Raw genomic sequence first — 20,683 nt, 5'->3', positions numbered from 1 at the left:
AGCGCCGCGTCCACCGAGTCGATCACCTCCACGCCGTCGGCCCGGTAGTCGGGGTTGCGGCTGATCACCAGATTGCGCCGTCCGGGTAGCGGTCGACCGATGGATTCGAAGGTTTTGCGCCCCATCAATACCGGTTTACCGAGGGTGACACGCTTGAAGTGAGCCAGATCGGCAGGCAGATGCCAGGGCATCTGGTTGTCCTTGCCGATCACCCTGTCGTGGGCCATGGCGGCAATCATGGAAATCTTCATGGGGCCTCTCACCGTCTGTCAGATTATGGGGCGGTTACGGTACACGACCAGAGAGGGGATCGCCAAACCGAAACTGAGGGCACCGACGATAAAGAGCGCCTTGAGGCCGTTCTCCACCGCACTCTGGATCAACTCCATGGTCACGCCATTGATGTTGAGCTCCACTACCGCAATCATGGTCTTGAACGCATAGCTGCCCGGGATCATCGGAATAATGGAGGCAACGCTGAACACCGGACGCGGCGCCAGCAGACGGCGCGACCAATAGACGCAGACAAAGCCGACCGTGGTCGCTGCCGCCAGCGTCGCCCACTCGATGGGCATGCCGTAGTGGATCAGCAGGGTACGCAAGCTGTGGGCCAGTGCGCCGCCCATGGCGCAATACTTCAGCATCCGTGGCGGCACGTTGAACAGCATGGCAAACCCCACCGCTGGAATGGAGGACCAGAAGGCATCCTTGGCCAGTAGCCAGAGCAAATCCATCATACTTTCCACCCCCAGATCCCGGTGACCGACATGGCCAAAATGATACCTATGGCAGCGCTGATGGTCAGCAGGGTCGCGGTCCCCCAGCGGGCCAGCCCCATGTTGAAGTAGCCCTTCACCATGTCGGAGACGGCATTGATCAGCGGAAAGCCCGGCACCAGCAGCAGCACGCTGGCCGCCATGGCGAGATAGGGCTGGTCACCCCAGTTAAAGAAGGTGGCGCTGGAGGAGAGCAAGGTGGCAATAAAGCCGGTGGCGGCAAAGTTGATGAGCGGGCTGTGGTGATGGCGGGCCATCAGCTGGCGCACCCGCATCGCCACGGCAGACGAGAAACAGGTCACCAGGAAGATGGGCCAGTCACCGCCAAACAGCAGGCTGAAGGCGCCGCAAGAGAGCCCTACCATGGGGACCACCAGCCAGGGGTGATAGTGAAAGGGGGCGATGGCCTCGAGCCGCTGGCGCACTTCACGGGCACCGATCAGCTCTTTCTCCGCCATGATGCAGATCCGCTGGATCTCGCACACCACCTGCATGTTGATGCCATGCTCGCGCACCCGCCGAGTGGTGGTGACACAGCTGCCCTGATAGAGACTGGTGAGCACAATGGCGCTCGACGAGATAGCCATTTCGACACTCTCCAACCCCAGCGCCATCCCCAGTCGCACCGTGGTCTGTTCGATGATCCGGCTCTCCGCCCCGAACTGGGCCAACAACTGACCCACCTTGACGATAATGCGGGTGATCTCTGTCTGTTGCTCCCGCGACAACACCCGTCTTGGTGTGATACTTCTCATAATCCCTTCGAGTCGTAGCAATAAAAATTTCGGCCATATTAGCCTAACTTTTACCGTTATTCATCCACCTCAATCACAACCTGACTAATAATTTATTACAAGAAGGAGAAAAGAGATTACATCACAAATACATTACGACCAACATTAAAAACCATAACAATCAGGTCGTCAGCAATTCCCTTTATTATGACCTCACCGATTTGGCTGAAATATCAACCAAGGAGTTTCTTGCAGATTATTTACGACGTCGATAGTCCGCCAGACGGATTATTTTACCACTGCCATCGTTTTCAGGCGGAGGCTCTCCCTCTTCTCTGAACTGGATCATTTCGCTGCGCATCAGATAAAAGGATTCCCGCATCATGTTGGCAATCCGGATACAGCTGTCTAGATTGTTTTTAGCCAGCCGACGCTGACCATCAATCTTGAACTGCAATCCGCGCAGACGGCGCTGCTGATCGGGGCTCGCACGGGCCATCAACTGGTCGATCTGCTGCTCCAGGATCGCATCCAGCCGGGAAGGCTCTCTCGCGGCCAACTCCTTCAGGGTGTCAAAATCAGGCAACTCCATATGCCCTCCTTGGCGACTATTGCTGGCAACACACTGCGGTACCACACCATCACGTCCCAGCCATATGAATCTGTATATACGACGCGGCTAAAAAGGGTTCAATCCATCCACTGGGGACTAAACCGGACAATGGTCACTACGAGGGTGTCTATCTATTTTAATTGTGTTTGGAAACAAGCGATTGTTTTTAATCCAGGCGAGATAAACACTTATACATTTTAGGTTGTGATTTTCTGTTTTTTATTGCAAATAAAAATCCGGGTGGCCTTATTTTGCTTCATTCGACACTTTATTCTTCCCTCACCGACCCGCGTCATCTCCTGACGGTTTAACATATCCCACTGATTATGTTATTTTAATTGCCACTTTTATCGGACATTCAAGAGCAGACCATGAGCAAGGCAAAAATCGGTATCGTCACCGTCAGCGATCGCGCCAGCGCGGGTATCTATGAAGACCTCTCCGGCAAGGCCATCATCGACACCCTGAACGCCTATCTGACCTCGGAGTGGGAACCTGTCTATCAGGTGATCCCCGATGAACAGGATCAGATTGAAGCGACCCTGATCCGGCTGGCGGATGAAGAGCAGTGTTGTCTCATCGTCACCACAGGCGGCACCGGCCCGGCCAAGCGGGATGTCACGCCGGAAGCGACCGAAGCGGTGTGTGATCGCATGATGCCGGGCTTTGGCGAGCTGATGCGGGCCGAATCCCTCAAGTTTGTGCCGACCGCCATTCTGTCGCGCCAGACAGCCGGACTGCGCGACGACACCCTGATCGTCAATCTGCCGGGCAAGCCCAAATCGATCCGCGAGTGTCTGGATGCAGTATTCCCCGCCATCCCCTACTGCATCGATTTGATGGAAGGGCCGTATCTCGAGTGCGATGAAACTGTCATCAAGCCATTTCGGCCGAAAAAATAGCAAAGCCGACCATAAAAAATAATGGCGAGCCACGGCTCGCCATTATTTTTAGCTCATCTGTTCGTGCAGACAAAATGCATCGATTATTTACGGCCGAATACTTTTACGCCCGCTTTGCTGCGCTCTGAATTACCGTACACTTCGATCTTTTTCACACAACGACGCGAACCCAGTGATTTCCACTCGGTCTCTTTATCACTGCTCATCTCCCGATCGAAGCGAATGGTTTTGGTACGATCACCACCATAGGTCACCACCACCCGATCCAGGGTCAAATCACGTTCCGCCTTCACCTTGATATATTTGGTCTGACGGCAAATCACCAAAGGAATTGTCGCACCATGATCACCGGCCCCCAGCAAAATAGTCCGCCCCAGCGTGAACTGATCATCGCCAGCATGGCTGGCTGACGCCACCACCAGCAAGACACCACCCAGCAGGGTGCGCGCGGAAAAACGGGAATTCCAGATAGACATCAGGGACATAACACCTCCAATAAAAAACGGAGTGCAATAATACGGACCGAACCATAACGGAAGCTGTACCCGAACGCGCATTTGCGGCGAAAGAGGGGCGATTGCCTGAGAAAATGGAGGAATTTGCCGGTAAAAATGTGAAGGGCCGCATATTGCGGCCCTGACTGCATATGAGCGCTCAACGCTCCATGATCTGGGTCACATCTTCTTTATTGATCATCACCTCACGCCCTTCATGATCGTAATAGCGATACATACCGGTACTCTCGTCCAGCTTGGGCTTGCTCTCTGTGGTGATCATCTTGCCATCCTTGGTGCTCATGATGTATTGGGAGCTGCATGCTACCAGCCCCAGGGCGCACACCAGGATCATCATCAGTTTTTTCATAGGCGCACTCTTCTCCTTTCACCCTCACCACGAGGGTGTCATATCCAGCCTACTCCAATCCGGCAGGCAGTCGGAAACTTGCACAATAAAGTGAGATCACCATCAAAAATCAGTTACTTGCGACCACCCGGTTTGCCACTGCTACCGGTACCGGAACCACAGCCAAGTGCCAGCCGATCTGCCGCGACTCTGGCCTGCACCAGACCATAGCCATAGCTGTTGTCCCGTCCGACAGCCCCCAGATCCTGGGCGCTGCTGCGCAGGGTCTGGCGCAGTTGATCATTGCTGCACTCCAGCCGCTGTGACCAGGCCAGGGTGGCGACCCCGACCACATGAGGGGTCGCCATCGAGGTACCGCTGTAGCTGGCGTAACCACTCGGCACGGTCGACAGCACAGCAACACCGGGGGCCGCCAGCTCCACCTGATCGTTGCGTTGCGAGAAATAAGCCAACTGCTTGCTGCCATCGATAGCAGCCACGCTCACCACACTGCTGTAAGAGGCGGGATAGGACTTGCTGGTGTTGCCCGCATTGCCCGCCGCCGCCACACTCAACACATTCTGGCTGTAAGCCTGATTGAACGCCTGCTCTTCCGTCTTGCTGGGCACATTGCCCCCTAGGCTCATGTTGATGACCATGCGAGTAAAGCCACGACTGCTCATCCCCTGCTTGCAGGCATTGAGAGCCCCCACCAGGTTGGAGGTATAGGCCCAGCCGTTGGCGCCAAACACCTTGATGATGTGCAGCGGGACACTCTGATTCGGCAAGACACCGACCACGCCCATGTCGTTCCCCCCAATGGCGGCTATGGTGCCTGCCACGTGGGTGCCGTGACCGTTTTCGTCACTGCTCCAGCTGCCTGTACCTGCGTTGTCACTACCCTGCACCTGCGCCCCATGGGGCAGATCCGGGTGATTGCCGCTATAGCCAGAGTCAATGATACACACCAGCACCTCTCCGGCCATACCATCGCTCAGTTGTGGCGCCTGTACCATGGGAATGCCATAAGGCAGGGTCTCGGCACTGGCATAACGCTTGGCATCCGGCTCCACCCACAGCACGTTGGGGTTGCGCGCCAGCGCTGTCGCTGCAGCAGCTGGCAACCAGAGCGCCAGCGCATGCTGCTCGGGCAGTTGCAGGGCCAGCTCGCCCCCCATCCCTTTGCTTTGGGCCAGCACAGCGGCCTCCGCCCCCGGCTTGAGTTGCACCAGATAACGAGCCCGTTCGGCAGCCATTACCCCCTGTGTCAGTACGCCTGCCACCAGCAGGCCTGTCCATATCCGTCTCATCAGTCACTCCTTCCATCGACCTGATAGCCACCAGCAAAGTGTAGTGGCAGGCTGGCGCAGGCCCGAGCGGATACAAAAAGGCCGGACATCTGTCCGGCCTCTTCTTTGAAGCGCAAGAGCGCAATCATGACTTGGCGGGCTGGCGCTCACCGGTCACGGTCGGGTTCTTGGGATCGGAACTCCACTCATACCAACCGCCGTCGTAGACGCTGATCCGTTTCCAGTCCATCAGCCAGGCGTAGAAGAAGGCCTCGGAGGCGCGCCAGCCGGTACCGCAGTAGAATGCGGCCTGCTGAGTTGGCTCGATATTCCACTGCTCCCACATGGCGAGGATCTCGCGGGCCGGCTTCATGGTGCCGTCCGGGTTGTGGAAGTCGCTCATGCTGTTGGCATCCACCCCACCGTGACCCCACTTGGCCCCCGGAATATCGCCCTTCGGCTTGATGTAGCTGTAACCTGAGGTGTTGCCGACAAACTCGTCCCAGGTACGCACGCTGACCAGTGCGCTATCGGGCTGCTTGAGCAGCTCTTTTGCCTGACTTAACGTGGTGTAGTACTCGGGGTGAGCGGGAATGGCCACGCCAAACTCCTTCACCGGCTCATATTTGTTGGGCAGACCGGTTTCGGTGCGCAGGTGCTGGATAAACCAGGCATCCAGACCACCGTCCAGCAGGCGTACATCTTCCACCCCCGCATACATCATCAGGTGCGCGGCACGGGCGGCCGCCATGGTGTTGCGACCGTAAAGGATCACTGTGGTGTCGTGACGGATGCCGTTATCCAGCAGCAGCTTCTTGAGCGCTTCGTCAGAGACCTTGTTCCACAGCGGCTCCTCTTCGAGGCTGTTGGTATCGATATAACCGGCCCCCGGGATGTGGCTGATGAGGTAGGCCTTGGGTGAACCCCAATCAACTTCAAACAGCTTCCAGTCACCCTTGGGCGCTGCGGCGACCGGCTTGCCCTCTTGCAGATCCGCCAACCAGCGCGGATAGACCAGCTGCTGCCAGCGTGCCAGCGACTCGCGCGGTGCGGCTTGCCACCCTTGCAGCTCGAACAGCTGCTTGATCCCCTGCTTGCGCAGCAGACGGGCCACCTCGGCCACTTCGCGGGACGCACCGTAGAGGGCAACCGGACGATCGGCCTTCAGCCCCTTGATCTCGAGCGCCTTTGGCCACTCTTCATCGCTGTATTTCCACTCGGCAGAGAGGTTCTCGGCGCCCGCCACATGGCCGCCCTGCTTCTCCCCTTCCATCGGCCACCCCTGATAGAAGTAGCTGGCGCGGGTATCCAGGATGACAGCCTGTTTGGCCTTGGCATCGGCCAGCGAGAGCGGTGGCAACTCCCCTGCCACGGCGGGCAGGGCACACCAGAGCAGTAAGGTCGCCAGCGCGGCCTGCAGGAAGCGAAGATGTCGTTTCATGGTGATTTCTCGATTCATAGTGAACAAGGTTAAAAAATGGAGCGACCCAGCCGCTCGGCCAGCAGCTCCAGCGCCGCCGTGCCCGCCAGCGAGTTGCCGGCTTTGTTGAGCTCGGGCGACCAGACACAGACGCAGAGCTCGCCCGGGATCAGGGCGATGATACCGCCGCCGACACCCGATTTGCCCGGCATGCCGACACGATAGGCAAAATCGCCCGCCTCATCATAGAGACCGCAGGTGGCGAGCAGGGCGTTGACCTGTTTGGTGGTGCGGGCGGGCAGCAGCGGTACGCTCTCGCCCAGTGGCACACCACGGTTGGCCAGATAGATGAATGCCCGCGCCAGATCGACGCAGCTCATGCGGATGGCACAGGCATTGAAGTAGCTTTGCAGCACCTTGTCCACTTCGTTTTCGAAGTTGCCGTAGGCCTTCATCAGATAGGCGATGGCGGCGTTGCGGGCAGAGTGCTGATATTCGGAGCGAGCGACCACCTGATCCGCCATGATGGCTGGGTTGCCCGAGAGTCGGCGCACCAGCTCGAGGGTACGCTGACGGGGCGCAGTGAGGCGGGTCTCCAGCAGATCGCTCACCACCAGCGCTCCGGCATTGATAAAGGGGTTGCGGGGGATCCCCTGCTCGAACTCGAGCTGTACCAGCGAGTTGAAGGGCTGGCCGGAGGGCTCCTTGCCAACCCGGGCCCAAATCTCCTCCTCCTGATAGAGGGTGAGTGCCAGGGTCAGGCTCAGGGCCTTGGAGATACTCTGGATGGAGAAGGGTTCAAAAGCGTCACCGGCGGTGAACAGCTCCCCCTCGACGGTACAGACTGCAATACCCAGCCGATCGGCCGGTACCTGAGCCAGTGCCGGAATGTAGTCGGCCACCTTGCCTTGTCCCAGCAACGGGCGCACCTCTTCAAGGATGCTGGCCAGTAATTCGGATGACAACACCATAAGCAATAAGCGATTCCATGACTAAAACAGCGGTGGAGATCCCATCCCCACTGACAAAAATCCCGCCAGCGGCGGGATTTTTCAGTTACCCACAACAAGGCGCCAGATGCGGCAGCCTTGTATCAGGCTGGTTCACCGTACCAGAGGTCGAACAGCTCGGTAACGACCACTGCTTCCATCCCCTTGCCTTCCAGCCAGGATTTGACGGCAGCGCGGTCTTCTTCGGTGCACTTGCCCAGTTGCTGGGTGCAGATCATCCCTTCCCAAGCCAGGTGACCGGAGCCGGCAAAAGCCAGTTTACGGGGTTCAACAACCTCATCGATCATCGCATCGACTACCGCATCGATGGTCTCTTCGGCAGTGCCGACCGGGAAGTTGAAACTGATGTCGAAACCCATTTCCTGGAATTCATCGACGCGCAGTTTCTTGCGCAGGCGGCGGCTACGATTGGCCATGATAGCTCCTCAAGTTAGTTGATACGCTAGGTGTGTTGACGTGCCAGCTTAGCTGACACGCTTGAAAATCAGATCCCAAACCCCGTGGCCGAGACGGTGGCCACGTTGTTCAAATTTGGTCAGCGGACGCCAGTCCGGACGAGGCACCCAGTTGCCGGTGGCAGAGGTGTTCTCGTAACCCTCGGCGACGCTCATCACTTCCAGCATGTGCTCGGCATAGTTTTCCCAGTCGGTCGCCATGTGGAACACGCCACCGATGGCCAGCTTCTGGCGAATATCCTGGGCAAACGCAGGCTGTACAATGCGACGCTTGTGGTGACGGCTCTTGTGCCAGGGATCCGGGAAGAAGAGCTGCAGGCAGGAGAGTGAGCCGTTCGGGATCATGTGCTCCAGCACCTCGACCGCATCGTGGCAGATCACCTTCAGATTGGTGACGCCCGCTTCCTGAGCGGTACCCAGACAGGCGCCCACGCCCGGGGAGTGCACTTCAATGCCGATGAAGTTTTTCTCGGGGGCATTCTTGGCCATCTCCACCAGAGAGGCGCCCATGCCAAAGCCGATCTCCAGCACCACAGGTGCTTCACGGCCAAACAGTGCGACCAGATCGAGCTGCTTTGGCTCGAAATCGATGCCCATGACCGGCCAGAGCTCTTCCAGGGCCTTCTCCTGCCCTTTGGTCAGGCGGCCTTCGCGACGGACAAAGCTGCGGATCTTGCGCATGAACTTGCCGTCTTCGTTAAATACATCTTGGGTCACAGGCATAATGGTCTCGTTATTTCATCAATCCGGGTAATACATCTTGTGTCCGATCCCTAGCGGGACCGCTCGCGGCTCGGCATTTCATCGACCCGCGAAAACAGGGGAGCGAATTATCCCAAGATAGGCCCAAGGCGCAAGTGTTTCGCGAAACAAATCCCTCATCTCTCTCCATTTCATTGACAACAGTTGACAAATGCCGATCCGTTCACAGAATCGGTCACGCGTCGAGTACATGCTGCCTGCGCAAATAAAACCATACACAACAAAGGATTGCAGTATGAAATACAGAGCATTGGCGTTTGCCATCACCACTTTGCTTGCGGGATGCGACACATCAACAAATGACTCACAAACCCCTGCTGCCGCCGAGCAGGCCTATGAGTATCTGGTGCAGTTGAGCTCAACCGCAGAAGGGATTGGCGCGCGCCCCACGGGGACAGAGGCAGAAACTCGTGCCGCGGCATGGATCCAGGACCATCTGACCGGTTGGGGCTACGATGTGCAACGCCAACCCTTCACCTACACCAAAAGCGGCGCCAGTAAAAACTCCCAAAACCTGATCGCTGAGCTCAAGGGCACAAGTGACAAGGTGATCCTGATCGGCGCCCACTACGACAGTACGGGCGACAAGAAAGGTTCTGAAGGAGCTACCGACAACGGCGCTGGCGTCGCAGCCCTGCTGGCAGTGGCTGAGGCGCTTAAAGGACAAACCTTGCCCTACACGGTTCGCTTTGCATTCTTCGGGGCGGAGGAAAACGGTCTCAACGGCTCCAAAGCCTATGCCGCCAGCCTCGACAGCACCACCGTCGCCAAGCTGCTGGCGATGGTGAACTACGACACCATCGCCGGGGGCGACATCGTCTACGTCCACTCAGCCCACTCGGACGTCGCCGAATACAACTGCACAGATCCGAGCCGCTACAGCTTCGATCCCAAGGTGCGGGATCGCCTGCTTACCCTCTCCAAACAGACTGCGACCCCGTTTGCCATTCATCCCAGCTACAGCGGTTATCCGGAAGGGGAGACTGGCAGCTGGTCAGATCACGCTCCCTTTGCCTGCCTGGGGGTGCCGATCGCCTACGTTGAAGCGACCAACTTCACCATCAACGGCGCTGATGGCTATGACGGCTACTCCCAAAGCACCAATCCAGCGCTGTGGGACTGCTATGACGCCACCACCAAGAGCGCCTGCGATCGTGACAGCGAAACCCAGTGGGGAAAAATCTGGCACACCCAGTACGACCGCCTCGACAAGATGGCGGAACTATTCCCAGGCAGAGTAGAAAGCCAACTTGGCGCCAACACCGACCTGATGATCCGCTTCCTCAAGGAACCGGGTTTGTAAGGTCAGTTGCTTGTCCACAAAACAAGATCGCCCTAACTCATTTCAATTCATGGGAGCCACACGGGCAGGTAAAATTCGGGCAGGTGCCAAACCTGCCTTTTTTGGCGATTTTTGTGACAATCATTGCCTCATTTCTGAAATCTGATACAAACGGATAACCTGGCGGTCGAATGGAGCGACCGCCCACATGCCGAGAGAATTGTCTATGCAGCCGTTTTTTGCCCAGCGCTTCGAGAAGGTTGAACCTTCCTTTATCCGTGAAATCCTCAAAGTTGCCGCCAATCCGGAGATCATCTCCTTCGCTGGTGGCCTGCCCAATCCCCACCTGTTTCCGGTCAAGGCGATCGATCAGGCCTGTCAGGATGTGCTGCGCGAGCAAGGGGCTGCCGCCCTGCAATATGCGGCGACCGAAGGCTTCGCCCCGCTGCGCCAATATATTGCCGACCGCTATCTGACCCGCCACGGCATGCAGGTCAATCCGGACAACATCCTCATCACCAGCGGCTCCCAGCAGGCGCTGGATCTGCTGGGCAAGGTGCTGATCGACGAGGGTCAGGATCTCATCATCGAAGAGCCGGGTTACCTTGGCGCCATTCAGGCTTTCTCTGTCTATCAACCCACCTTCAAGCCGATCACCCTTGAAGAAGAGGGTCTGGATCTGGCGGCGCTGGATGCGCTGCTGGCAAGCGGATCCAATGCCAAGCTGCTCTACGGCGTGCCCAACTTCCAGAACCCGAGCGGTGTCTCCTACAACCGTGCCAACCGCGAGGCACTGGCCGAGCGACTGGTGCGCCACGAGCTGTTGATGGTGGAAGATGATCCCTACGGCGAGCTGCGCTTCGAAGGGGAGCATCTGCCCCCCATTGCCAAGCTGGCGCCAAACAATACCGTGCTGCTCGGCTCGTTTTCCAAAACCGTGGTGCCCGCCTTCCGTCTGGGCTGGATGCTGGTGCCGGAGTGGCTGCGCAAGAAGGTGACCATCGCCAAGCAGGCCACCGATCTGCACAGCAACGCCTTCAGCCAGCAGGTGCTGCACCGCTTCCTGACCGACAATTCACTGGATGCCCATCTGGAGAAGATCAAGGAGGTCTATGGTCGCCAGCGTGCTGCCATGGAGGCTGCACTGGCCCGTCACTGCCCGCCCGGCGTCAGCTACACCAGACCGGAAGGGGGCATGTTCCTCTGGCTGACTCTGCCAGCCCACATCAGCGCCATGGCCCTGTTTGATGAGGCGATCAAGGAGAAGGTAGCCTTCGTGCCCGGCGCCCCCTTCTATGTACGCCCCGAAATCAAGAACACCCTGCGCCTGAGCTTCTCCTGCGTCGATGAGGCGACCATCGAGGAGGGGGTCAAGCGGCTGGCCCGCGCCCTCCAGCGGATGCTCTGAACGCCCAAGCCAAACCGTATTAACAAAAAACCAGCGAGCGCTCGCTGGTTTTTTTTATGCTCCCCATTCACCCGTTCAGCCAAACAGGGTCTTGCAAAACTGCTTCATCGGAATGGGGCGGCCGTAGCGATATCCTTGCAGATAGTCAACGTGGCGAGCCCGCAGGTAGTCCGCCTGCGACTGCTTCTCGACCCCCTCCGCGATCAGGATCAATTCAAGTCGCTTCGCCAGATCAATCACGTTTTCAACGATATGGCTGGAGAGTGCATCCGTACCGATCATCTCTACAAAGCTACGGTCAATCTTGATTGCATCGACCTGAAAGTGCTGCAGATAGGTCAGACTGGAGTGACCGGTGCCAAAGTCATCGATAGCGATCAACACGCCCAGTTTGCGCAACTCGGCAAACATCCGGGCGGTTGTCTCATCAGCCACCAGCAGCTCCCGCTCCGTCAGCTCCAACCCCAAATCAACGGGATTGTCCTTAAACGCGTCGAGAAAGGCCTTGCAGTCAGCCAACAGGTCGAGATCCTGGAAGTGCTTGGCGCTGATATTGAAGCAAAAATGAAACTTTGCCGGCAGCTTGCGGGCATAAGGGGAGAAGTGGTCACGCACCTCGGCCATCAACAGGCTGGTCATGGGCACGATCAGGCCGCTATCTTCCGCCAGCGGGATAAAGCGATCCGGCGAGATCATCCCCTGCTTGGGATGCTGCCAGCGCATCAGCACCTCACAGCCACGCCACTGCTCATCCTCACCGGAGACCACCGGCTGCAGGTAGGGGATAAACTCCTCCTCGATCAACGCCCGCTTGAGCTCCTCCGCTGGTGAGCTGCTACGCCCCATCAGCCTGAAGGTGCCGAATCCAATCAGCAGCGCCAGCAGTGGAGAGAGGATCAAGGTATCTCTGGAGTAGCGCCATGCGTGGCTCAAGTAATCATGCACCGTGATCCGGGTGACGACCTGATAGGGGAAATCGGCCGAAGCGAGGGCAATATAACCCTCTTCTGCCGGAGAGGGCGCCGCCCCGAACTGACCTGAGCCAAACAGTGCCCTCTGCCCCACCACCAGAGCCATCGGGGAGTTCTTGCTGGAGATCTCCAGGGTATTGCGCAGGTAGTAGCCATCCACACCGATCAGCACACTCCCCTTGTCCGTTTCGTGGCGCAGCACGATCAGGGGGCGATCCGGTGTGACCTCATTGCCTGGCAGCAGTTGCAGCCTGCCATCCACATAACTGTCAGGGTTGAAGGGGCCATCGTAGTCACCATAGAGCGAGGTGCAATAGATACGATTTCCTATAGCCAGATTGGCAGAGCGGACATCAGGCACAGTGGCCACCTGTTCGCGCAGCAGTTGTGCCGCCTCCTTGCAGGGGTGACCAAGCATCCCCTCCACATTGATGGCCGCTTGCCGGGCATGGCCGATGGAGCGATCAAACATCATCCGGGCATGCTGCAAGCGTGAATCAGAATCATGCTCTATCTCGGTCACTGTCTGCCAGATAACGGCAACAACCCCCAGCAGCAGGATCCCGCCCCCCATCAGTAGTGCCACCAGAATCCTCGAGTAAAGCTGGCGAAGTTTCAAACGACGAAATGGCATGGCGGCCTCTTTGATGCTCGGATGGTGGGTGACAGCCCCGGTGGACAGGCGAAAGGGTCGCCATAATAGCGATTGAACAACAAATGTCCACCCGACAAAAATCAATCAATTCAAACTATTGTTCAACAATATGTCGCAAGAAGAGGATAGAGTTAACATCAGTCGAATGAACAAAACGTGTCAAACTCGTCCACTTGTTGAAGGAGGACGACGCCATTAGAGTAGAGCAAACGGCAGCAGGAGCGTGCAACGATGAAGATTCTGATTACCGGAGGAACCGGCTTTATCGGCCGCAAGCTGGTTGCCCATCTCAAGGTCAATCACGAGGTCGTGGTATTGAGCAGGCAGGGGAGCCGCGCCTACTCCCTGCTCGGTCACGATATCAAGGTATTGGATAACCTTGACCGGCTCGATGACCTCAATGACGTGGATGCGGTGATCAATCTGGCGGGTGAACCCATCGCCGCCGGACGCTGGAGCGAATCGCGTAAACAGCTGCTCTGCGACAGCCGCTGGCTGCTGACCGAGCAGCTGGTTGATCTCATCAAGCTCTCCACAACGCCGCCCAAGGTGCTGATCAACGCCTCCGCCATCGGCTGGTATGGCAGACAGGGCACCGAAACCCTCGACGAGCAGTGCCGCTCTCCCAACGACGAGTTCACCCACCAACTCTGCCAACAGTGGGAGACCCTGGCACTGGAAGCACAAAGCAAGCAGACCCGGGTCTGTATCGTGCGGATCGGGCTGGTGCTCGGCATGGATGGGGGAGCGCTACCCAAAATGCTCCCCCCATACCGACTCGGACTCGGCGGCCCCATGGGGTCGGGCAGCCAGATGATGAGCTGGATCCATGTGCAGGATCTGGTGCGCGCCATCCTGTTCATACTGGAGCACGAAGAGTGCAGCGGCATCTTCAACGGAACCGCCCCCCATCCGGTCAGCAACCGGGAGTTCAGTGAGACTCTGGCCGCGACCCTGCACCGTCCACACCTCTTCTTCGTCCCGGCGCCGCTGTTGCAACTGGTGATGGGGGAGGCGGCAGATCTGCTGCTGACCGGACAAAAGGTGATACCAACAAGGCTGCAACAGGCCGGTTTTCACTTCAGCTATCCCGAGCTGCCGAGCGCCCTCGCCAATCTGCTGCGCGAGCCCCGCTAACTCACACCTGTTCGCTGCGTCCACTCGTCAGCACCTCGCATAGCAAGCAGCCCGACCAAGGCCGGGCTGCTTGCTTATTGCGGCTGCGCTATTGCACCTTGTGTGTATCGGCTCGCGCTGGCGGGATTACAACAGTCCCTGACCCAGCCCCCGCAGCCGATCGCTCAGGGTGCCAGCCAGCAGCTGGCGCTGCATCCCCTGCCCCGCCAGCGTCACCAACAGCGCCCCCTGAGTCGGCAGACCGAGCCAGATGGCCCAGTGGAACTGCCACAACCCCTCGAACCACCACCACTGCAGGCCAAAGGAACAGAGCTCCACCACCATGGCGGCGCAGAGCCCCGCCAGCGCACCACTGGCCACCAGCTCCCAACGCAGCATCTTTTTCAGCAGTTCGCTGCTGGCACCCAGGGTGCGCATCAGCAGCAGTTCGCGCCGACGCTGAGCCATGCTGGCCTGGGTCTGGGTCAGCAGCACCAGCAGCGCGGCCACTGTCACCAGCCCCAGCATCAGCGCCAGTGCCCGGCTCACCTGCTCCGATACCTGAGTGAGCCGCGCAATCAGGTCATCCACATCGATAAGACTCACCGTGGGGTGGCGGCGGATCAACTCCACCTCGGCAGTGCGCCCCGCCTCGGGCAGCCGGTAGCTGCCAAGCCAGGTACGGGAGAAGGGTGCCAGCAGATCCTCGGAGAAGATCATGTAGAAGTTGGGCCGCATATTGTCCCACTTGATGCTGCGCAGACTGGTGACCCTGGCGCCGAAGCTGCGCCCCTCGATAGTAAAGGCGAGCATGTCCCCCAGCTTGATATCGAGTCGCTTGGCCAACTCGCTATCCACCGACACCTCGCCGGACCCGGCAAGCCACTTCCCGGCCACCAGCTTGTTGTCGGTTGGCAGGGTAGCCGTGGTGGTGAAGTTGAGCTCCCGATCTACCCCCTCGCGGCCACTGCTGGCCCCCTCGCCCACCGCCTCACCGGCAATATGGGTCAGCCTGCCGCGCACCATGGGATAGAAATCGGAGGTGGTGGCCCCGGCCGCCGCCAGTTCGCTCAGGATCCCCTCCCTTTCGTTCTCGGCCACATTGACCAGAAAACGGTTGGGTGCATCAACGGGGAGACGGGCCGAAAACTCATCCAGCAGATCGACCCTGGCCGCCCAGAGCAAGCCAAACAGCATCAATGCCAGCGCAAAGCCCGCCAACTGAAACAGGCCGCTGCTGCGCTCGCGCGACAGGTGGGCCAGCGCCAGCCGCAAGGCATGAGGCCCGCTCACTCTCGCTCCCAGCCGCAACATCAGCGCCGCCAGCAGGGCCAGCAGCCCCATCAGCAAGCCCATGCCACCCACCAGACCCAGCGCCAGACGCACATCGGCGGTAAAGCCCCAGACCAGCGCAAACAGCCCGAACAGGCCGACCGGCAGGGCCAGCCAGGGGGGAATCCCCGCCTCCAGCTCCCGGCGCAATACCCGCAGCGGCGGCACCTTCAGCAGCCGCAAGAAGGGCACAAAAGCGAGCAACAGGGTGATAAAGAGCGCTACCGCCACCCCCAGGGCAAAGGGGCGCCAGGAGGGGGGCGGCAGATCCGGAGGCAGCAGGTCCCCCAGCAGTTGCAAGGTGATCCACTGCATGGCTGTGCCCGCCACCAGACCCAGCAACGCGCCGATCAGCGTCAACGACAGCAGCAAGGTTCCCATCAGTTGCCAGAGCGAGCGACGAGATGCCCCCAGGGTTTTGAGCAGCGCCACCATATTGGTCTGGCGCTCGGCAAAGTGGCGCACCGCAATACCCATCGCCAACGCCCCCAGCAACACCCCGCTTAGCGAGGCGAGCCGGAAGAAACGCTCGGCATTGGCCAGCGAGCGACCCACTTGGGATTCGCTGTCATCCGGTTTGATCCACTTCTGTCCGGCCTGCAATTGCGGCAACAACCATTGCTCGTAACGGGCTAGCGACTCTCGCGGCCCCTTGAACAGATAGCGCCACTGCTGGCGGCTGCCGGGGAGCAGGGCACCGGTCGCCTCGATATCGGCACTGTGGATCAGCGCACGCGGCGCCAGCAGGAATGGGCTGAAGCCCTGATCCGGCTCCTCACCAAGCAGGCCCGCCACCTTGAGCACCGTATTGCCCACCTCCAGCTCATCCCCCGTTTTGGCCTTGAGCAGCTGCATCACCCGGGCGGAGAGCCAGATCTCGCCGGGAGCCGGGGCACGGGCAGGTTCCAGAGTGAGCTTGCCGTAGAAGGGAAAACCATTGGGCACCGCCCGAATGGAGGCGAGCTGCAGCGCGTCGCCGTGAAACAGCATGCTGTTGAAGCTGACGGTGGTCTGCACCGCCAAGCCATCCTGTTTCGCTCGTTCCAGCCAACCATTCGGCAGGGCGGCGGCGGTGCGCAGCACCCGATCCGCCCCGATAAAGTCGCGGCCCGACGCCTTGAGTCCGGCATCGAGCCGATCAGCTACCAGCGCCACACTCAAGACGCACGCCACGCTCAGGGCCAGCGCCAGCACAAACCAGCGCAGCTCGCCGCTAAAACCTTCCCGGCGAAGCAGTCGCCATCCCAATCGCCACTGCATCATCCCTTGCATCTCCCACCTGACCCGCAGCTCACCCCGTTACACCACATCATGGGTCACCTCGCGATCCAGCCGACCTGCCGTCATGACCACTTGTCGCTGACAGCGTTCGGCCAGCTGATGGTCATGGGTCACTACCACTAGCGTGGTGCCGTGCTTGCGATTGAGTTCAAACAGCAGCTCGATCACCTTCTCGCCGGTCTTGCTGTCGAGGTTGCCGGTCGGCTCGTCCGCCAGCAGCAGACTGGGACGGGTCATAAAGGCGCGAGCGATGGCCACCCGCTGCTGCTCACCGCCGGAGAGCCGTGGCGGCAGATGGTGCAACCGCTCGCCAAGTCCGACCGCAGCTAGCAGCTCGCGGGCCCTCGGCTCGCAGTGGCGCTCGCCACGCAGCTCGGCAGGCAGCATCACATTCTCCAGCGCAGTCATGGTCGGGAGCAGCAGAAACGACTGGAACACAAAACCGATCTGTTCGGCGCGCAATCGGGCCCGCCCCTCTTCATCCAGCTCGCCAAGGGATTTGCCGAGGATTTCTATATCCCCCTGACTCGGCAGATCGAGTCCTGCCAGCAATCCCAGCAGGGTGGACTTGCCGGAGCCTGAGGCGCCGACCAGGGCCACCGTCTCGCCGCTATTGACTTGCAGATCGATCCCTTCAAGGATGGTGAGGCTTTCCTGGCCGAGGCGAACCGATTTGCCGAGGCCCTTGACGACAATAATGGGGGTTGAACTCATGCTCTGTATCCTTTGTTCCAATCCCTTGATGACAATCCATAGCGGGAGTTGAATTGATGGTGCGTATTCTGTTTGCCTTTTTGGTTGGCCTCGGCAGCCTGCTCTCGTCGGCTCAGGCCCAGACCCTACTGGTGCTGGGTGACAGTCTGAGCGCCGGCTATCAAATGCAGGCTGAGCAGAGCTGGCCTGCCCTGCTCAACCAGAAATGGCAGGAGGAGGGGGGCAAACACACCCTGCTCAATGCCAGCATCAGCGGTGAAACGACACAAGGGGCGCTGGCCCGTCTGCCTGCGCTGCTGAAGGAGCACAAGCCAGACTGGCTTCTGATCGAACTGGGGGGCAACGATGGCCTGCGTGGCTTCGCGCCGACCATTACCCGCCAGAATCTGGCCAGCATGATCGCGCTCGCCAAGGAGCAGCAGACCCGTGTGGTGTTGACCCAAATCCAGCTGCCCCGCAACTACGGTGCCCGCTATCTGCGCCAGTTCGAACAGATCTTTCCCGAGTTGGCCCAGGCTAACGATCTGCCCCTGCTGCCCTTCTTCATGGATGATATTGCGCTGCGCCCTGAACTTATGATGAACGATGGTATTCATCCCACCCCTGCGGCCCAGCCCAAGATCCGCGACAAGGTAGCCGGTTTTATTGAGCCCCTTATGGAGCCATAAGAAACATCTCCCCCTGTTTAACTCAGCAGCAGGCTGTTCATCAGGGCCCGCAGTTTGAGTGGTTTGACCGGTTTGCTGATGTAGCCATACCCCCGCTCGCGGATCTGCGCCTGCAACTCGCTCTTGCGATCAGCGCTGATGATGATGCCTCCCAGCTCGTCGCCACACACCCGCTGCAGGGCAGCGAGCGCCTCCAACCCGGTCTTGCCGTCGTCGAGGTGGTAGTCAGAGAGCACCAGCCGCGGCACAAACCCTTCTGTCACCAGCGCCTCGGCTTCGGCCAGATCGACGGCGCAGCGCACCTCGCAGCCCCAACGGCAAAGCAGGGTGCTCATGGCGGTCAGAATGTCCCGCTCGTTGTCGATGCAGAGCACGGCCACCCCCTCCAGCTGGCTGTCGCGCGCCACCGGCGCCGCCAGCTGATGGGCCGTGACCGGCCGGGTCGCCAGATTGAGGGTCACCGCAAAGACCGATCCCTTGCCCGGCCAGCTCTGCAATGTGAGCTGATGACCGAGCACCTGCGAGATGCCACGGGCGATGGCGAGCCCCAGACCCAGCCCCTGCTCCTTGGCGGTGCGGGAGTGATCGAGGCGGGAGAACTCGTCGAAGATCGCCTCCTGCTTGTCGGCCGGAATGCCGGGGCCGTTGTCCCACACCTCGATGCGCACCTTGTCGCCGAGCCGGCGACAGCCGAGCAGCACCCGGCCGCCCGGGTTGTAGCGAAACGCGTTGGTGAGGAAGTTTTGCAGCACCCGCCGCAGCAGGCGCACGTCGCTGTAGACCGCGAGGCTGCTCTCCACCACCGAGAAGTGGATCCCCCCCGCCTGCGCCAGCACGCCAAACTCCGCCTTGAGGTTGTCGAGCAGATCGCGCAGGGCAAAGTCGAGCTTCTTGGCCTTGAACTTGCCCGCTTCGAGCCGCGAGATATCGAGCAGATCGGTGATGAGATCCTCGGTCGCCCCCAGCGCATCGTCGATATGGCGGGCGATGCGGGCCTGCTCGCCAGCATCTGGCAACATCTCCAGCAGGGAGGAGGTAAACAGCTTGGCAGCATTGAGGGGCTGGGTCAGATCGTGGCTGACCGCCGCCAGAAAACGGCTCTTGGATTGATTGGCCCGCTCCACCTGCTGGTTCACCAGCAGCAGCTGGCGGTTGAGTTCGGAGAGCTCACGGGTGCGCTCGGCCACCCGTGCCTCCAGATGTTCGTTCGCTTCGCGCAGCACCCGCTCCGCATCGCGAAACGGGGTGATGTCGGTAAAGGTCATCACGAAACCACCGGCGGGCATGGGGTTGCCCTGCATCTCGATCACCCGCCCGTCCGGGCGCTCCCGCGCCGAGATATGGGCGCTGCCGCGTTTCATAAAGGCGACGCGCCGCGCCACGTGATCCTCGATATCACCGGGGCCGCAAAGCCCCTGCTGGGCGTTGTAGCGGATGATCTCTTCAATGGGGCGCCCAGCCTGAATAAGCCCCGGCGGATAGTGGAACAGCTCGATGTAGCGGCGGTTCCAGGCCACCAGCCGAAGCTCCCTATCCACCACCGAGATCCCCTGCCCGATATGCTCGATCGCCCCCTGCAACAAGCCTCGGTTGAAGCGAAACACGTCGGAGGCCTCATCGACTATGGTGGCGATCTCCTCGAGCTGCATGTTGCGCCCCTGCAGGGCAGAGGCAAGCACCAGCCGTGCCGACGAGGTGCCAAACACCCCCGCCAGCAGCCGTTCGGTGTGGGCAATCAGCTCGGCCGAGGCCTGCATCTGGGGCGCCAGGGTGCCGCCCCGCTCACCGGCGAAGCGACCAAAGGCGCGCTTGACCCGGCTTGAGCCGACAAAACGAGCCGCCAGCATCTCCAGCTCCTTGACCGAGACCCGCGCCTGATAGAGGGCGGCGGTATCGCGGCTCGGCTTGCCGACAAAGTTGGCCGCCTGCAGCCGCTCGCTCACCGCAGGGCGCGACAGAAGCGAGCCTGCCACATAGCCGAGCAGGTTGAAGAGCAGGCTCAGGAAGATGCACCAGGCCCCGAGACTCAGCTCGCGAAACGCGGGCCAGTCCGGCGGCGCCAGCAGCTCGGCCAAGGGCGAGCCCGCCAGCAAGCCACTCTCCACCAGCAGAGTCACGAACCAGAGGCTCACTCCGAGGCTCAACCCAAGATAGACCCCCTTGCGATTGCCGTGGCGCCAGTAGAGACCGAGCAGCAGAGCCGGCGCAAACTGGGCCACCGCGCCAAAGGAGAGGTAACCGATGCGCGACAAGCTGGTGAGATCGCCGAGCCATAGGTAGAGCCCCCAGGCCGCCAGCAAGATCAGCAGGATGGCGCCACGGCGCACCTGCAACAGCAGACGCACCAGCCGCTCGTCGCGCCCCTGCCGCCAGAAGCGGCGCAGCAGCACCGGCAGCACCAGATCGTTGCTCACCATGATCGCCAGCGCGATGGTGCAGACGATCACCATGC

The 20,683-nt window shown here is 59.9% G+C and carries 20 protein-coding genes; 5 read left to right on the top strand and 15 right to left on the bottom strand.

The window, feature by feature from the left end:
• From G5358_RS14410 to G5358_RS14395, 4 genes are all read right to left on the bottom strand, one after another.
• The coding region (locus G5358_RS14410; protein WP_421324302.1) for a dihydrofolate reductase at window positions 1-251 on the bottom strand (251 nt) is incomplete at its 3' end.
• Window positions 252-269: 18 nt separating this feature from the next.
• Window positions 270-737: a threonine/serine exporter family protein gene (locus tag G5358_RS14405; RefSeq protein ID WP_026035076.1), complete on the bottom strand. Its 468-nt coding sequence runs from the start codon at window positions 735-737 to the stop codon at window positions 270-272.
• Window positions 734-1,531 (bottom strand): threonine/serine exporter family protein, encoded by a 798-nt coding sequence (locus tag G5358_RS14400; RefSeq protein ID WP_421258059.1) that lies wholly within the window; start codon window positions 1,529-1,531, stop codon window positions 734-736. The genes G5358_RS14405 and G5358_RS14400 overlap by 4 nt, the downstream gene beginning before the upstream one ends.
• Before the next feature lie 235 nt (window positions 1,532-1,766).
• On the bottom strand, window positions 1,767-2,102 hold the full coding sequence (locus tag G5358_RS14395; protein ID WP_421205075.1) for a DUF3135 domain-containing protein: 336 nt from the start codon (window positions 2,100-2,102) through the stop codon (window positions 1,767-1,769).
• Window positions 2,103-2,494: 392 nt separating this feature from the next.
• Here G5358_RS14395 and mog point away from each other — a divergent pair, with 392 nt between their 5' ends.
• The gene (mog, locus tag G5358_RS14390; RefSeq protein ID WP_005354170.1) at window positions 2,495-3,025 is read left to right on the top strand and encodes a molybdopterin adenylyltransferase; all 531 of its coding nucleotides are present in this window, start codon (window positions 2,495-2,497) and stop codon (window positions 3,023-3,025) included.
• Window positions 3,026-3,108: 83 nt separating this feature from the next.
• Here mog and G5358_RS14385 read toward each other — a convergent pair whose 3' ends face one another.
• From G5358_RS14385 to trmB, 7 genes are all read right to left on the bottom strand, one after another.
• Entirely contained in the window at window positions 3,109-3,510 is a 402-nt protein-coding gene (locus G5358_RS14385) for a DUF2541 family protein (protein ID WP_129503427.1), read from the bottom strand.
• 169 nt (window positions 3,511-3,679) lie between these two features.
• On the bottom strand, window positions 3,680-3,889 hold the full coding sequence (locus G5358_RS14380) for a YgdI/YgdR family lipoprotein (protein WP_129503426.1): 210 nt from the start codon (window positions 3,887-3,889) through the stop codon (window positions 3,680-3,682).
• 113 nt (window positions 3,890-4,002) lie between these two features.
• Window positions 4,003-5,178, bottom strand: coding sequence for a S8 family peptidase (locus tag G5358_RS14375; RefSeq protein ID WP_421208820.1), 1,176 nt, complete (start codon window positions 5,176-5,178; stop codon window positions 4,003-4,005).
• 124 nt (window positions 5,179-5,302) lie between these two features.
• Window positions 5,303-6,598 (bottom strand): sulfurtransferase, encoded by a 1,296-nt coding sequence (locus tag G5358_RS14370; protein ID WP_139730845.1) that lies wholly within the window; start codon window positions 6,596-6,598, stop codon window positions 5,303-5,305.
• A gap of 29 nt (window positions 6,599-6,627) precedes the next feature.
• On the bottom strand, window positions 6,628-7,548 hold the full coding sequence (gene glsB, locus G5358_RS14365) for a glutaminase B (protein ID WP_005348151.1): 921 nt from the start codon (window positions 7,546-7,548) through the stop codon (window positions 6,628-6,630).
• 122 nt (window positions 7,549-7,670) lie between these two features.
• Window positions 7,671-8,003, bottom strand: a complete 333-nt coding sequence (locus G5358_RS14360) for a YggL family protein (RefSeq protein ID WP_005348158.1) — start codon at window positions 8,001-8,003, stop codon at window positions 7,671-7,673.
• Window positions 8,004-8,051: 48 nt separating this feature from the next.
• Complete coding sequence (trmB, locus tag G5358_RS14355; RefSeq protein WP_167556970.1) at window positions 8,052-8,765, bottom strand: tRNA (guanosine(46)-N7)-methyltransferase TrmB; 714 nt, start codon at window positions 8,763-8,765, stop codon at window positions 8,052-8,054.
• A gap of 274 nt (window positions 8,766-9,039) precedes the next feature.
• Here trmB and G5358_RS14350 point away from each other — a divergent pair, with 274 nt between their 5' ends.
• Both G5358_RS14350 and G5358_RS14345 read left to right on the top strand, forming a co-directional pair.
• Window positions 9,040-10,107 (top strand): M28 family metallopeptidase, encoded by a 1,068-nt coding sequence (locus tag G5358_RS14350; RefSeq protein WP_421324300.1) that lies wholly within the window; start codon window positions 9,040-9,042, stop codon window positions 10,105-10,107.
• 205 nt (window positions 10,108-10,312) lie between these two features.
• The gene (locus tag G5358_RS14345; RefSeq protein ID WP_144714308.1) at window positions 10,313-11,494 is read left to right on the top strand and encodes a PLP-dependent aminotransferase family protein; all 1,182 of its coding nucleotides are present in this window, start codon (window positions 10,313-10,315) and stop codon (window positions 11,492-11,494) included.
• A 75-nt stretch (window positions 11,495-11,569) separates the two neighbouring features.
• On the opposite strand, the gene G5358_RS14340 is transcribed toward G5358_RS14345, so the two are convergent.
• The gene (locus G5358_RS14340) at window positions 11,570-13,099 is read right to left on the bottom strand and encodes an EAL domain-containing protein (RefSeq protein ID WP_421235947.1); all 1,530 of its coding nucleotides are present in this window, start codon (window positions 13,097-13,099) and stop codon (window positions 11,570-11,572) included.
• Window positions 13,100-13,351: 252 nt separating this feature from the next.
• On the opposite strand from G5358_RS14340, the gene G5358_RS14335 reads away from it, so the two are divergent.
• A complete protein-coding gene (locus G5358_RS14335; RefSeq protein WP_144714304.1) occupies window positions 13,352-14,257 on the top strand; it encodes a TIGR01777 family oxidoreductase in 906 nt (301 codons plus the stop codon).
• 126 nt (window positions 14,258-14,383) lie between these two features.
• Here G5358_RS14335 and G5358_RS14330 read toward each other — a convergent pair whose 3' ends face one another.
• The gene (locus tag G5358_RS14330) at window positions 14,384-16,831 is read right to left on the bottom strand and encodes an ABC transporter permease (protein ID WP_421324304.1); all 2,448 of its coding nucleotides are present in this window, start codon (window positions 16,829-16,831) and stop codon (window positions 14,384-14,386) included.
• 36 nt (window positions 16,832-16,867) lie between these two features.
• Complete coding sequence (locus G5358_RS14325; RefSeq protein ID WP_421324299.1) at window positions 16,868-17,563, bottom strand: ABC transporter ATP-binding protein; 696 nt, start codon at window positions 17,561-17,563, stop codon at window positions 16,868-16,870.
• Window positions 17,564-17,619: 56 nt separating this feature from the next.
• Between G5358_RS14325 and G5358_RS14320 the strand changes: the two genes are divergently transcribed.
• The gene (locus G5358_RS14320) at window positions 17,620-18,231 is read left to right on the top strand and encodes an arylesterase (RefSeq protein WP_216952997.1); all 612 of its coding nucleotides are present in this window, start codon (window positions 17,620-17,622) and stop codon (window positions 18,229-18,231) included.
• A 17-nt stretch (window positions 18,232-18,248) separates the two neighbouring features.
• On the opposite strand, the gene G5358_RS14315 is transcribed toward G5358_RS14320, so the two are convergent.
• Window positions 18,249-20,683: NahK/ErcS family hybrid sensor histidine kinase/response regulator (locus G5358_RS14315; protein ID WP_421324297.1), on the bottom strand; the 2,435-nt coding region annotated here is incomplete at its 5' end.

Source organism: Aeromonas sp. 604176, from assembly GCF_049170755.1.
GTDB lineage: Bacteria > Pseudomonadota > Gammaproteobacteria > Enterobacterales > Aeromonadaceae > Aeromonas > Aeromonas veronii_A.
This window is presented reverse-complemented; position numbering and strand designations above follow the sequence as displayed.

Coding starts and splice junctions, on each gene's coding strand:
- G5358_RS14400 (WP_421258059.1), bottom strand. CDS start 1,531: ATGAGAAGTATCACACCAAGACGGGTGTTGTCGCGGGAGCAACAGACA.
- G5358_RS14335 (WP_144714304.1), top strand. CDS start 13,352: ATGAAGATTCTGATTACCGGAGGAACCGGCTTTATCGGCCGCAAGCTG.
- trmB (WP_167556970.1), bottom strand. CDS start 8,765: ATGCCTGTGACCCAAGATGTATTTAACGAAGACGGCAAGTTCATGCGC.
- G5358_RS14350 (WP_421324300.1), top strand. CDS start 9,040: ATGAAATACAGAGCATTGGCGTTTGCCATCACCACTTTGCTTGCGGGA.
- G5358_RS14320 (WP_216952997.1), top strand. CDS start 17,620: ATGGTGCGTATTCTGTTTGCCTTTTTGGTTGGCCTCGGCAGCCTGCTC.
- G5358_RS14360 (WP_005348158.1), bottom strand. CDS start 8,003: ATGGCCAATCGTAGCCGCCGCCTGCGCAAGAAACTGCGCGTCGATGAA.
- mog (WP_005354170.1), top strand. CDS start 2,495: ATGAGCAAGGCAAAAATCGGTATCGTCACCGTCAGCGATCGCGCCAGC.
- glsB (WP_005348151.1), bottom strand. CDS start 7,548: ATGGTGTTGTCATCCGAATTACTGGCCAGCATCCTTGAAGAGGTGCGC.
- G5358_RS14405 (WP_026035076.1), bottom strand. CDS start 737: ATGATGGATTTGCTCTGGCTACTGGCCAAGGATGCCTTCTGGTCCTCC.
- G5358_RS14395 (WP_421205075.1), bottom strand. CDS start 2,102: ATGGAGTTGCCTGATTTTGACACCCTGAAGGAGTTGGCCGCGAGAGAG.
- G5358_RS14325 (WP_421324299.1), bottom strand. CDS start 17,563: ATGAGTTCAACCCCCATTATTGTCGTCAAGGGCCTCGGCAAATCGGTT.
- G5358_RS14340 (WP_421235947.1), bottom strand. CDS start 13,099: ATGCCATTTCGTCGTTTGAAACTTCGCCAGCTTTACTCGAGGATTCTG.
- G5358_RS14330 (WP_421324304.1), bottom strand. CDS start 16,831: ATGATGCAGTGGCGATTGGGATGGCGACTGCTTCGCCGGGAAGGTTTT.
- G5358_RS14345 (WP_144714308.1), top strand. CDS start 10,313: ATGCAGCCGTTTTTTGCCCAGCGCTTCGAGAAGGTTGAACCTTCCTTT.
- G5358_RS14380 (WP_129503426.1), bottom strand. CDS start 3,889: ATGAAAAAACTGATGATGATCCTGGTGTGCGCCCTGGGGCTGGTAGCA.
- G5358_RS14385 (WP_129503427.1), bottom strand. CDS start 3,510: ATGTCCCTGATGTCTATCTGGAATTCCCGTTTTTCCGCGCGCACCCTG.
- G5358_RS14370 (WP_139730845.1), bottom strand. CDS start 6,598: ATGAAACGACATCTTCGCTTCCTGCAGGCCGCGCTGGCGACCTTACTG.
- G5358_RS14375 (WP_421208820.1), bottom strand. CDS start 5,178: ATGAGACGGATATGGACAGGCCTGCTGGTGGCAGGCGTACTGACACAG.